Origin of the sequence: Nostoc sp. C110, from assembly GCF_043099725.1 — a bacterium.
GTDB lineage: Bacteria > Cyanobacteriota > Cyanobacteriia > Cyanobacteriales > Nostocaceae > Nostoc > Nostoc muscorum_A.
The window spans coordinates 3178016-3191510 of sequence record NZ_CP171148.1 but is presented as its reverse complement, the minus strand read 5'-3'; the positions used below and the strand labels follow the sequence as shown (position 1 = coordinate 3191510).

The 13495-nt window shown below is 39.1% G+C and carries 8 protein-coding genes and 1 pseudogene; 3 read left to right on the top strand and 6 right to left on the bottom strand.

Annotated features, from left to right (window positions below):
• Positions 1-119: 119 nt before the first annotated feature.
• Positions 120-1169 (top strand): J domain-containing protein, encoded by a 1050-nt coding sequence (locus tag ACFFRD_RS19315; RefSeq protein ID WP_392482779.1) that lies wholly within the window; start codon positions 120-122, stop codon positions 1167-1169.
• A 6-nt stretch (positions 1170-1175) separates the two neighbouring features.
• Here the strand turns inward: ACFFRD_RS19315 and ACFFRD_RS19310 are convergent, their stop codons facing one another.
• From ACFFRD_RS19310 to ACFFRD_RS19285, 6 genes and pseudogenes are all read right to left on the bottom strand, one after another.
• Positions 1176-2195: an ABC transporter permease gene (locus ACFFRD_RS19310; protein ID WP_392482778.1), complete on the bottom strand. Its 1020-nt coding sequence runs from the start codon at positions 2193-2195 to the stop codon at positions 1176-1178.
• 35 nt (positions 2196-2230) lie between these two features.
• A protein-coding gene (locus ACFFRD_RS19305; protein ID WP_392483109.1) for an ISAzo13 family transposase occupies positions 2231-3431 on the bottom strand; the annotation gives its coding sequence in 2 pieces (ribosomal slippage) (positions 2231-3268 and positions 3270-3431; 1200 coding nt in all).
• Between the two features lie 230 nt (positions 3432-3661).
• A complete protein-coding gene (locus tag ACFFRD_RS19300; RefSeq protein ID WP_392482777.1) occupies positions 3662-4480 on the bottom strand; it encodes an ABC transporter permease in 819 nt (272 codons plus the stop codon).
• A 98-nt stretch (positions 4481-4578) separates the two neighbouring features.
• Positions 4579-5010, bottom strand: a pseudogene (locus ACFFRD_RS19295) (ABC transporter ATP-binding protein); the annotation flags it as partial.
• A 534-nt stretch (positions 5011-5544) separates the two neighbouring features.
• Positions 5545-7185: a hypothetical protein gene (locus tag ACFFRD_RS19290; RefSeq protein ID WP_392482776.1), complete on the bottom strand. Its 1641-nt coding sequence runs from the start codon at positions 7183-7185 to the stop codon at positions 5545-5547.
• A 15-nt stretch (positions 7186-7200) separates the two neighbouring features.
• A complete protein-coding gene (locus ACFFRD_RS19285) occupies positions 7201-9381 on the bottom strand; it encodes a CHAT domain-containing protein (protein ID WP_392482775.1) in 2181 nt (726 codons plus the stop codon).
• A 46-nt stretch (positions 9382-9427) separates the two neighbouring features.
• On the opposite strand from ACFFRD_RS19285, the gene ACFFRD_RS19280 reads away from it, so the two are divergent.
• Positions 9428-12679 (top strand): NB-ARC domain-containing protein, encoded by a 3252-nt coding sequence (locus tag ACFFRD_RS19280; RefSeq protein WP_392482774.1) that lies wholly within the window; start codon positions 9428-9430, stop codon positions 12677-12679.
• A gap of 63 nt (positions 12680-12742) precedes the next feature.
• The gene (locus ACFFRD_RS19275) at positions 12743-13435 is read left to right on the top strand and encodes a caspase domain-containing protein (protein WP_392482773.1); all 693 of its coding nucleotides are present in this window, start codon (positions 12743-12745) and stop codon (positions 13433-13435) included.
• The last annotated feature ends 60 nt before the right edge of the window (positions 13436-13495 follow it).

Here is a 13495-nt window from a genome sequence, read left to right as displayed (position 1 = left end):
GTCATTCTTGATAAAAAAAGTATCCACAGGTCATGTATTATCACTAGATACGTTCTTTTCGCATTGACGAAACAACTTTGGCAATTACATTTTAAACCTTAAACTTACATACGTGTTTCATGGCTCGCAAAAAATCACTTCCATTACAATCAACTGAAGTAACTCCATTAGCCCTCTCTCAATTACATATCCGCTTGGAGTTTTTAGAAGCAGAACATAAATCGCTACTTAAACAGATTAAAAGAAAGCGAACGGAATTGAACAATTTTGTCGAGCAAATGCGAACTTTTGCCACAGAAATATTTCATCAAGCTAGTCCCCACTTTCAAAAAATGGCTGAGTTAGACCGAGATATTCATGCTCTATTTGATGAAATTTTTACCACTAGAAAGTTTGGCAAACAAACCATCAAAAATATAGAGGCAGTTTACCTTGAACTCCAGTTGACAGGGATTATTAGTCCAAACGCGAATCGTAAAAAATTCAATCAAGAGTTAAACGAACTATTTAATAATTCCGAATCCGAATCCGATTTTTCAGAGGAAGCGGCTGAAGATAGTTATCAATATTGGCAAGCACAACAGTCTGTAGAATCTCCCTCTGTAGCGAGAACAGAGGATAAGAGAAAAATTCGGGAAACATTTCTCAAATTAGCTGAAATCTTTCACCCTGATAAGACAAGAGACAGCGAGACACAGATATATCATACAGAAATCATGAAATCAATTAATAAAGCTTACCAAGAAGGAGATTTGGCAAGACTTTTAGAAATTGAGCGAATTCAGCAGGTGGGAGAAGTTATTGATCTTAATAACGAGGATGATTTAACTCGCAAATGTCGAACTATAGAACAGCAAAATCAAATTCTCCTCACTCAATATGAAAACTTAAAACTGGAACTACGGTTAGCAAAAAATACTCCAGAAGGAACTATGGTAAGTGATTCTCGTAAAGCTGCTAGAAAAGGCATTGACTCTATGTCTTTGATGTTAAAAACAATAGAATCTCAAATGAATGCTATTTCTCAAATCCGAGATTTTGTCAAAGACTTTAGAGAGCAGAAGATTACTATCAAAGAATTTCTCGGTGGACCATCAACTCCACACTACTTAGACGAAGAAATTATGGAAGATATTCTTGAACAGATGTTATCAGAATTAATGAGATAGTACAGTTTAACTTAACTGACTCCGAAACTTATGAACACTAATAGTTAATAAAACAACGGCAAAACCAAGCAATGCTAGAATATTCAACCACAGCACATCTAAACCAACCCCTTTGAGTAAAATACCTCTAACAATAGTAATGTAATGACGAAGTGGATTAAATAGAGAGAGGAATTGAAATAAAGGAGACATGGATTCAATAGGAGATATTGCTCCAGAAGTTTGGATCATTGGTAAATTTATAAAAAAAGATGTGAGTAATACTTGTTGTTGAGAACCGCAAATAGTTGCTAGCATAATTCCTAAACTAATTCCCACAAATACATACATACTTGATAAAGCAAGAAAGAGCAGGAAACTTCCACGAAAGGGTAGGCTAAATACGACTGTTCCCAAGGTTAAAGCTAGTAACACATCTCCCATGAGCAGGAATGCTAACGGGATAATTTTAGCTAATAAAATTTCCCAGTTGCTAGAGGGAGTCATTAACAATTGCTCTAAAGTTCCTGTATCTTTCTCGCGTACAACAGTTACTGCTGATACTAATGTACCGATTAATGTCAGGACTAAACCCATAACTCCTGGTACAAAAAACCAACTACTTGTAAGTCCAGGATTGTAAAGAAAAACGACTTCGGTTGAAACTGGCGGACTAACTTGACCCTGTGCCAAACTGAAATTATATTGTTGGATAATTTGATTAACATAGTTAGCAGCAATTCCGGCTGTATTTGCATTCACTCCATCAATGAATACTTGAATTTCTGCTGATTTTTTGGCTAGTTGGCGCGGAAAATCTGGTGGAATTATTAGTCCTACATCTAGCTTACCTTCTTCTACTTGGCGGCTTAAATCTTTTTCGCTTGTTGGTACACTTTCCAAGTTAAAAGTGTGATTGGATGTCATTGCTGAAACTAATTCTCGACTGGCAGAGATATTAGCATAGTCAATTACACCCAGTCGTAAATTATGGACATCCGGGTTAAGTGCAAATCCGTAAAGCAATAATTGTACTGTTGGTGGCACAATTAGAGAACTCCACAAAAAAAATGATCCAATAGCTATGCCGATTTAGCAAAAATTTCCACAAACCATTTTTTGAGATGAGGAAGACGGTGAATTTGTGTTTCAACTTCCGCCATCGCTTCGGTTGTAAGTTTAACTCCTGTTGAGTAAACTTTATTTACCAATGTCACAACTGGATTGTTCCCCTTAAATGTGAGAGTTTTGGCAAAATTCAGTACTGTCTCAACAGTATCAAGTAAACTACCATTCCAATGCTTTTCTAACCAGCCAAAGCAGCGTTCAACAGGATTATATTTGCTGTGATAAGGTGGATAATAAGCAAGTTGCAAGTCAAGTTCAGATGAGATAGCAAAGTCTACAATGCGCTTCATAAACTGGGTGCGACGAGAATGATTTTCTGGGCCATTATCCTGATTAATCACCAGTTTTTGAATGTGAGCAAATCGATGCTTGACGCTTTGCCACCAGCTTTCAAGTAAGTCAACTATGCAATCAGCAGTCAATTTGCCAGAAACGAAGAATAAAAATAACTCGTTGTACTCAGGTAAAAAAATCCCATAGGGAATCAGAGTTGTTTCTGGAGCAAAGTCATGGTCTACGGAGATTGTGGGTACGCGAGTTTTACCCTTGCGGTCAAACTCTCCGACTTTAACTGCAACCTTAGCGTCAACAGAGATCCGTAGGGTATTTGGGTCATTATCAGCTTCAGTATTAATTTGCTCGACTTGTTCAAATATGGCCTCTGTTTGCGGAATCTTTTTGACTGGCTTGGCTTTGATAACTCGTTTTAAGCAATAACCTAAGTCATTCAATCGCCGCCGAATTGTCTCTTTTGATGGCAGTTGTTCGTCACTGTAACCAAATTGTTCTATCAGTTGCCGACGTACCTCTGCTGAGGTCATACGGGTATATAGACGTGTACTCTTAAAACTGGGGTCGGTTTGACTTTGTGCGTCTACTAACGATTTAATATCCGCCAGTAAGTTGGGTAATTTTGCTTCAACTCGTTTGCGTCCACTACGTTCAAAACCATCAATTATTGGTTGACCACTCTCCAACTCCTGCATCCATGAAGCGGATTGTGCGTCTATTCCATCCCAACTCTCGTTCTACTAGGGTCTGTCCACCAACTCCTAAGCCTTTAACAACTTCTGCCATGAATTGTCTTCTGTCGCTTCCTCTTAATTTTTTGGCTGTTTTTATGTACAGAGATTTTAGGCTCTCCGTGAGTTGAATGACAGATGTTGGAGACATGAGGTCAGTTGCAAAATAAAGTTACCTTTCTCTTATCATAGGATCAATCATTCTGTGGAGTTCTCTTAATAAAACAATCAATTGCCTGTTTCGCAGAATTTGATTAATTTCTTTACGCACTAATGACCACAATGGACTATCAAATAATTGCCAAATATATTTCATATATGATGAAGGCTGATAACTAACTACTAATGACCAATGACTAATGACTAATGACTAATTTGCATTCGACTTAAAAGCCGACGCGATACGTTGAAAAATACAAATCCCAAAACTGCAAGCATGAGTAAGTCAAACCAAACTCCTGTCCATCCCGTACCACACACAAAAGCGTCACGGGTGATATCAATGTAATAACGCGCAGGAAATACGTTAGGTGTTAGTGAAAGGGGAAAAGGAATATTACTCAGGGGATAAATAAAACCAGATAGTAATAAAGATGTAATAAAACCGAAAAGAGAAACGATTTGCACTGCGGAATTTTGGTTACTGCTACGTACCCCTACAAGTAAACCAAAGGAAACACTATCTATTAAAAAGAGTAGAGTTCCTATTAATAAAGTAATCGGGTTACTAATTACGCCGATATGAAAAATTATTGACCCTAATACCATGACTATTAAAGCTTCTGTAATGGCAATTAGCAGGTAAGCTAATCCTTTGTCAAGTAATAGTTCGGTTGCACTAATGCTAGAAGCATAAACTTGTAAAATTGTACCTTTTTCTTTTTCACGTACCATTGCGATCGCTGTTAGCAATGAGGGAAAAATCCACAATACTACACCATAAGTTCCCGGTACAATGTACAGCGACTCCAATCTACCAGGGTTAAACCACAAGCGGATTCGCGGTGTAATAATATTTTTATCTGGTAGTAGTCCTTGGTCTTGCATGAAAAAATTAGTTACTCTTTGAATGTTACCTCTAATTACACGAGCATTATTAACATCTGTGGCATCAATCAATACTTGCACCTTTGCATTTCTACCAGCTTGAATATCTCGGCTAAATTGGGGAGAAATAACCACTGCTGCTTTAGCAATACCCCTGTCAATTGCATCCCGTACTGGATTACCACCTGACCATTGTTTAGGTGCAAATTGATTGGTGGCATACAACCGCTCAATTCTAGGGTGGGTTCACCACGTTCAATACTGGGGTGATGCTGTTGTAGTAGTTGATTTACCTGGGTTTCACCAAGAGTTACATCTTGAACGAGAACATCCAAGCGATCGCCAAATGTCTGCACATCGACTATATTTGTCTGTACATTCTGCAAGAGAAGTTTCTCGGCTATCTCTAGATTTGCTGTTCTGACTTCTAAGCGATGTAAGCCTAAATTAGCGCGTAATGCTGCGGGTGTACCAATTTCGTGAATTTGACCACTATACATCAGTGCGACGCGATCGCAACAACACAGCGCCAGCTTTTGTTTCATCCCACCAGAAAGTTGACCCGCCAAGCGATCGCCAAATTGTTCCAAACTCATTAATTTTAAGTATTTCTGGCGGCGTTCTCGCAATAAATCATCACTCACTTGGCGCAATCCCGCCGCATAATGACCCAGAAGCAACAGCGCAAATCTTTTTGGCTCACTGGTATCTTATGTGATGGTGCAGGAAATGCTCTATGGCAAAGAAATGATGCCATTGTCACGCGATCGCATTTTAGATAGTTTAATGAGTTTGGTACTCGCCCATACAAGTGAAGATCACTAAAAGAATTGAAATTGAACTTAGTTTTGAAGTGGCGCAGTCAGTTCAATAAAGAAAAGTGGGAGCGCAGGGATAACCGTTTGGGTACAAGAAAGTCAGGGTAAGCGCATCTCAAATGCTATTGACAAGCGGATTTAGAGACATCATTATATTGGGATAAACAAGCAGCAAGAATCATCAGCATATATATAATTATTGTCCATAGCAGCACGAGAAAGGTTTTTGACGATTACTACGCTTGAACGATTGCTCTAAATTTAATTCGTTAAGTGCAATCTGTCGGAGCAATAATAAATTTTGTGGAGCATGACCAACCCATAACATCAATCGTAATAATGCAGGAATTGCAGTAATTTCATTCGATTTATTTGTTACTTTTACTTGTCCTGAATCTGTCCCCCCGCCAAATTACTCAAGCTACGACTAGCGACATCTGCACTCAATCCCCAAAGTATCAATTCTAAATAATTAGAAAAGGGGTCAGCACCAAAAGTCATCCCCTTTTCTACATACAAAGCGCGTATCCCCACTAACGATAATCCTACTAACAACGTTAAAGATAACAGTGGTCGCACAATCCAGAGTGTTGTTTCTGCTCGTAATTCATTAGATACTCCTGCGATCGCTATCAAAAGTCGGCGCAACCACGCAAACCTGTCTGATTTAGTTTTCTGCCCAGCAGCAGCCAATATAGCCGCAGCCGCTTCATTTGCAGCTGCTGTCAAACTAGGATCGGGTTTTTTATCTCCTCCCATCATGCCATTGCTGAGGTTGATAATACTCTGCTGTATCTGTTGCAGCAATTCTTTAGCTTGCTCATCGTTTTCCAATTTAATCAAGTTTCGAGCTTTACCAATTTTGGCTAATAGCCCGTTTTCACCACCCACATCAGGGTCTTGTTCCATACCTTTTAACTGCTGTTCGATTTTTCGGAGGCTAGTTAAGCAGTTAAGACGCTCTTTTATCTTGACTAAATCTGCGTTCACTGTTTCTAAATCCATCTGAGAAACAGAATTCCTAACTTTGTTGACCATTGGACTCAGAATTTCTTGGTCTTGTTGGTCAACTTGAGCAATCATGTTCTCTACTTCGTAGACTTTCGCCAAAGCATCCGATTGGGGAATCCCCTTCTCTTGCATATACTTAAACAATCTGCCTAGAACGATGCCTACCAATAAAACTAAAATTGGTATTGCTGGGCCAGTTCGCATACTTAAATCCACTGGAATCGACAGTCTCCCCTCTCGACCTTCCATTGTCAAGTAAACTGCTCCCGTATACCGATCAGGGGGAATTTGCGATCGCTTCCAGTTCAAAGGTAAACTAATAATCTTATTAGCAGCTAAAGTTTGTGGACTTTGCGGGGGTTCTACTTCAGTTTTAGTAATTTGATAGTTAGTTTGTTTCCCTTGTAAAATTACTTCAGCACTGGTAAGAAACACAGTTGCTTGATTAGGGTTATCTAAATAAATTAGCCGTTGATCTTGGAAAGCGCTGGCGGGAAGTAATAAATGAGCTAAACCACAATCCCAACTGCATCGAACTAATTGCAACTGAACTTGTTCTGAATCTTTTACAGGTACTAATGCAGGTCTAGCTTTTGCTTTCACTGTTAAAGGAATCACCAAAGCCTCAGACCGCTTTTGACTAGGTAAAAGTATTTCAATCTGTCCTTGATAAGTTCCTGGTAACTTTACACCACTCAGCTTCACCTGAAAATCTTTTGGTAAACCCTCTTCTAGCTTGCGTTCCCCGATTAACTCTACCTGCTGACGACCAATTACCTCATCACCTTCGGTTCGTTTCAAATCTGAGGGTAGGAATGTCCAAGCAGTGATACTCCCTCCAGAGGCTGTTAACCGAATGTTGCTAATTAAGGCATTTTCTTCGCCCAGCCAACCTTTAATTTCCAAAGGCTTGTCTTTGGCATCAACTTCAATTTTGACATTAGTTTGAGCAACAGCAGGAGCAGGACAAATGAGTAAAATCAGGAGTGCAGCAGTAATCCAGCGTTTCATGAGTAGGTCAAGCAGTTAATTATGGGCGAGCGCACGAGCTAAAGCAATCTCATAAGGAGCATACAATGAATACACTAAACCCAAAGGATTGAGGTTTTGCTGAAGCATTTCTCGCCGCACTGTCAGCATAGCTTGTCCTAAAGGTTCTCCGCGAAATACTCGCTTCAGCAGGGTAATGGCATAGAGTTCTGCAAATAATTCTGGTACAGGGCATTCCGTACCAATTACGCCACTAGCACCAGCTGCACGAAAGTCATCAATTAAGCTGATGTAACTATCAGGGCCATAATCCCCAGTAGCGCAGCCGTTGAGTAAGACTAAAGGGCGATGCTGCCAGTTTACCTCGCAGGCTTCGAGAAAATTACTGGAAATTTTGTCATCGCTCAGTTGCAAGTAAGGCAGTTGTTCAGTTTCATCTATACCGCCGTGACAATAAAAGTACACAATATCTAAATCAGAACTGTAAGTTGCCCAAATATTCTCCAGTTCCATGATTTCTTCAGCTACTAGCATTTTCACGTAACCAAGTTGTTCAATTTTAGGCAGGTGGTTTTTCCAAAACCTAAAATCCCGCCAGACGTTGAAATTGATATACAAAGGTTGATTATTGGCAATTTGCCATACAAGGCTAGGCGTTTGAGAAAGTTCGCCACTTGTCCAAGCTGGAAGTTGCTCTATGGCATAGCGATAGCCCCAAAAAGCATGGGGACAAACAACTTTGTAATTATCCTTAAAAGGACAGTCAGTACAGTCGATATCGTGATGGAGAAAATCTTCGCAGACATGAACTTCTTTACTGGTCATGACCTTACGCTCGTATAGCAACGCCCAAGGGATTGTTGTCTTTCCCAATCCTAAAATTGGGTTAATCGGGTTGACTTGGATGACACTATCGGGTTTCAATGCGGCGCGTAATTTTTCGCCATTGTCTTCACCTAACGTTCGACCTTTGTTTTCGGGGAGCAATGAGCGATATAAATATCGTCCAGCATCGGCTAACTGAGGTAGCCAGGTATTCAGCAACTTCATATCGCCTTGGGTTTTAAACTGATAACCCTCTTTTGTCGCCGCCATTGAGTGCAATTTTTGCCGCACTCTGGCGATCGCACTTCCTAACCCAGATTGTAAATTTGTACTATAAGATACTAATTCTTGATTTCCCTGTGTTCTGTCCAGAAAGCGCAGATCAGTGCTACCATCCCGTGTATCAACTTGTACATCTACAGTTAAGAATCGCTCAGGAAGCAGTGCTAGCTTTTCATGAGTCAGCAAGTCAGTGGTAGTAAAGGTAATGGTAGCAGTTTGAGGTGGGCGCAGTGATTCTGGGATTTCTGCCCCAGCTACGGGGATGATGAGGACTGCAAGTTGCTTTGACTGAAGCAAATATCCGCGATATAACAAGTCCACTTGAATGTAGCCTCGACCTTCAAATAAGTTAGGTTTAACGGTGAACTGTATACTGTCTGATGCACCACTGCGGGGTAAGGTTAGCTTTTTGACTATTGCATCAATGTTAAAGTCCTTAGAAGCCACCACTAAATCTAGAGGTAGGGATTCCGAGTCATTCCACACCTGAGCCAAGGCTTGATCTGGAAATGGAGTCGGCTCACTCTCTATTCCTTTTCGTTCCGGGCTGATGTCTACAAGCAATAAATAAGTCTGTCCGTGAATTAAAGGTTCGCTGGGTGGAACTGTTGTGCGCTCATCAGGATTAGCAAAGTAAGTATTAAAGTAACGATAGTTTTCTACATAGTCAGAGATTTCTTGTATAAAAGGTAGCTGTTTAACAGTGTGGTCTTGGTTGGAAAGACGCAGGATGGAACTGGTAAGGCTAATTACCGGATTTGGTTGATTGTTGGGTTCACCTTTGATTTGACCGTCAAAGGTGGTAATTTCTTTTATATCTCCGAATAGTTCTTTCTCTAAGTAAGCTAGGCTTGGTAACAATTCTCTGGGGATTCGTCCGTCTAAAGCATCTAATTTGACTTTGTTAGACTGATAAATATGATTTAAGGCGGAATTTGCCTGAATCATTTCTATTAGCTCTTCTCTAATGAAGTCCCAGTCATCAGGGTCAAGAGCCAGTTGCTGTCCTATGTCTTGTAAAAGTACTTGTTCATCGGGGCTAAGGGAGACGGTAAGTTCTCTTAGTGCCAGTAACAGAGCTAGTAAGGTTTTGGTAACGGAAGAATTCATTAAAGTAGGTGAATTGTAATACTTTATATGGGTAAAATTATTTACTATGAGAAGAGAAGCACTTGTAGTTGGTATCAACCAATATCCTTTTTTAAAGGATACACCGACAAGTAAAGCCAAGCACCTGACAACTCCAGCTTCGGATGCGGAAGCAATAGCCCAACTGCTTGAAAGTCACGGTTATTTTCGAGTGCAACGACTACCTGCTAGTAATATTGGCGGAAAATTACAACTTGATCCGCAGAAATCAGTCAGCGTTGATGAGTTAGTGGATGCTATAACGAGATTGTTTCTCCCAGAAAGCAGTCGAGATACAGCGCTGCTATTCTTTACAGGGCATGGATTAGTAAGGTCATTAGGAAACATCAAACAAAGTATTTTGGCAACCAGTGATGCCCATCTTAGTAAAAATCAGTGGAAGGGTTTGTTGCTTAGAGATTTATGGGAAATAGCGCAACGAAGTCCCGTGCAAGAGCAAATTATTTGGTTAGATTGTTGCTTTAGTGGTGAATTGTTGAACTTCAAGGATGCCCAAATTCCGGGGCAAGGTTCAGGACGTGATCGCTTTTTGATTGCTGCATCTCATAGTTCTGAAGTCGCTTACCAACAGTTGGATGGTAGGTATGGACTACTTTCAGGTGCTTTGTTAAAAGGACTTGATCCTGATCGAATGCAGGAAGGTAATTGGATAACGGATCTGGCTATAGCAGATTTTGTTGATAAGCAATTAGAAGAATACTATGCCCAAGCAAAAATTTCTCAGAAACCGGAAATTAGTAAACATGGTAGAGGGATTAACCTAATTCAAACAAGGAGTAAGCTTTATATAGACATTAAAGATGGAGAAAAAAAAGAAAACGAATTTAGTCTAAGCCAAGCAGAATCAATAAATTATCCGGTCAAAGTAAATATAAATATAGACAAATCTGATCCCAATAAAAGATACGAAATGATACAACAACCTTCTTACTACCAGGATTTGGAAGCTAAACAATCTCAACTAAAGAAACTAGAAAAAAATATTGAAGATAGAGGCGGAATGCGAAAATGTCCAGAAAATATGTTACTAAATTACTTGGAATTACGTCGCGAAATTTCTATTTTAGAAGAAAAAATGTCATCAAATGATGCTTCTATTTCTGGAAATTCATCAAAATATGGTATTCCATCGCCAATACAATTTATTGAGAGACCCCAAGAACAACAGTTTATTGAAGAAGCATTAAAATCTCAAGAGAAATGGGTGAGGAATATAGTGATACGCGGAATGGGAGGAACAGGTAAAACTGTATTAGCTGCTGAAGCAGCGAGAAAAGTAGAAGGGTTATTCAGAAAAGTGATTTGGGCTTCAGCAAATGATTCTCCCATTGATTTAGCTGACTTATTAGATATTGTATTAAGAGCGATTGGTTATCGCTCAGACCAATTAACAATGAGTCAAAAACAAGAGAAAGTTTCTGAACTACTTCGTCAAGAGAGATATCTTTTGGTTGTTGATAGTTTTGAACGAATTGGCGATAAAGAAGTAGATAAATTTCTGGCTGATAATAATTTTTATCCTAGTAAAGTTTTAATTACAACTAGACATATTCTACCAAGGGATTATTCCGTTATTAATTTAGAAGGATTTAAATTCTCTCAAACTCATCAGATGTTAAAAGAAATTGGTAACAATCAGGGACTAAACCAATTTTTTCGAACACCTGATGTTCAAAACATTCATGATATAACGTCTGGATTGCCTCTAGCTCTCCAATGGATTATTGGACAACTATCTCAAGGAATTCCTCTGGAATTTCTTCTCAGAAATCTAACAAATCGTGATAAAAAACAAGGTAACGGAATAATCGGAAATGAATCCCAAGTAAATAATATGTTGGAGAGTATTTTTGGGAATTCTTGGGATCTACTTAAACAACCAACTCGTCGGATTCTTATGAGCATGACTTTTTTTACTGCTCCAGCATCAGAAGATGCTATTCAAGTAATAAGTGGTATTGAACCAGAAAATTTTCAGTCGGAAATTGAACATTTAATCAAAATGTCATTGATACAACCTAATCGAGACAGAATGGGAGGTGAAAAATTCCGGTTTTCAATTCATCCTCTCACTCGAAGTTTTGCTGGTAAGAAGATTGATGATGATATAATCTTGAAAAGAGCTATATATAGTGAAGCCGTTAGATATTTTATTGTCCTAATGGAAAAACTAGCAAGACCTGGATTAGGACTGGATAAATATGAAGAATTAGAACAAGACTTACCCAATTGTTTAGCAGCATTTTCATGGTGTAAAAATCAAAGAGAATTTACCAATACATTCAAAATTGTTGATTCTTTAAACCATTTTTTATTTGAAAGAGGATTTTGGGATACGCGTATTCAGATTTGTACTTCTGCCTCTGATCTAGAACACGATTCTCCTAGTAAAGATTATGAAGCCGCATGGCGTTCAGCTTTTGGAGCAGGTTGGGTTTGCTGCCGTCAAAATAATTATAGAGAAGCAAAGAAATGGTTGGTAAAAGCTCAAGAAAATTTAGATAAAATCCCTAGCATTAATGCTTTTATAACATTTTACAAGGCTAAAATTTCACAACTTGGTGCCTTAATTTTTCATGGTGAGGGCATAGAAGAATTCAAGCGTAATCAGAATAATCCAGGAAATAAGAAGGTCGCGAAATTCTTTGAGAATGCAAATGATTATCATAACCAAGCACGTAATCTTATGAATTTGTATATTGAGAATAAAGGAACAAAATGGACTTTTGAAGAACCTGATTACGCAATAGCTTTGATTGATTCAAATCAAGGCGATTTAGCGATGGATCTGGGTTATTGGAAAAATGAAATTAACCAAAAGCTTGAGAGTAGACAGCATTATGAGTTTGCACAAAAACTTTACTCCCAAGTTTTGGAAAATGCTCAGAAAAGCCAATGGGAAAACAAAGAAGCTCTCATCGCCTTTAGTGCAGCGAATTTAGGTCATGTGGAAATTTTGTTGCAGGAAAAACCAATTGAAGAAATTCGTCATAGGTTTGATGAGGCATTAAAAATAGCAGAATTTATTGGTCGAACCCATACAATTGCTTGGTGCTATCGAGGTTATGGACTTCTCGAACAACGTTCAGCACAAACTGAGTCTTACATTCCTAGAAAAGAAAGTAAACTTAGAGAAGCGGAGAACTGGCTAAATAAAGGATTGGAGATTTTTGAGCGGATTGGTCGTCGGGAAAAGGTTGCAGAAACTAGAGAGTCTCTAAAGGAAGTTAAAGATTCACTTGTAAGATTACTGGACTAACACCACTCACAACTTATAAATTAAATCAATAATATCAATAAGTTTTAGATAAATTAGAGTAAAATGAGCCGAGATGCTTTGGTAGTAGGTATCAGCAAGTATCCTTTCCTTAAAGATTCAGCAACAGGTAACTACAAGCATCTTAAAACCCCCGCAACTGATACAGAAGCGATCGCTCAACTTTTAGAAACCCACGGGAATTTTCGAGTCAAGCGTTTTCCAGCCAGCAATATAGATGGTAAATTGCAGGTTGACCCAGATAAACTAGTTAAGACAGAAGAATTAGAAGCAGCAATCCTCGATTTATTTCTCCCAGAAAGTGGGAAGCCTCCAGAGACGGCGTTGTTATTTTTCGCTGGACATGGACTGCGAAAGCAATTAAGACAAAGTTTAACGCAAGGTTTTTTAGCAACTAGTGATACTAGCCCTAGCAAAAACTTATGGGGTTTATCGCTGCGAGAGTTGTGGGAGATTTTGCAGCAAAGTCAAGCACAACAGCAGGTTATTTGGTTAGATTGCTGTTTTAGTGGGGAATTACTCAACTTCAAAGATACCGAGATGGGAAGACATAGTTCGGGGTGCGATCGCTTTTTGATTGCTGCATCCCGCGATTATGAAGTCGCCTATCAGCAGTTAGATGGTAAACATGGTGTTCTTACAGGGGCGCTTCTAGCAGGACTTAACCCCCATCTAGTTCCAGAGTTTGAATGGATCACAAACCGGACGCTGACAGTTTCAGTTGAACAGAAATTATAAGCATACTACGAAACCACAAAAATTCCCCAATCTCCACTGATTAGCAACCACGGCGAAGCC

Bases quoted from the DNA above. Each gene is read 5' to 3' on its own strand.
- ACFFRD_RS19315 (WP_392482779.1), top strand. From the start codon at position 120: ATGGCTCGCAAAAAATCACTTCCATTACAATCAACTGAAGTAACTCCA.
- ACFFRD_RS19290 (WP_392482776.1), bottom strand. From the start codon at position 7,185: ATGAAACGCTGGATTACTGCTGCACTCCTGATTTTACTCATTTGTCCT.
- ACFFRD_RS19285 (WP_392482775.1), bottom strand. From the start codon at position 9,381: ATGAATTCTTCCGTTACCAAAACCTTACTAGCTCTGTTACTGGCACTA.
- ACFFRD_RS19280 (WP_392482774.1), top strand. From the start codon at position 9,428: ATGAGAAGAGAAGCACTTGTAGTTGGTATCAACCAATATCCTTTTTTA.
- ACFFRD_RS19275 (WP_392482773.1), top strand. From the start codon at position 12,743: ATGAGCCGAGATGCTTTGGTAGTAGGTATCAGCAAGTATCCTTTCCTT.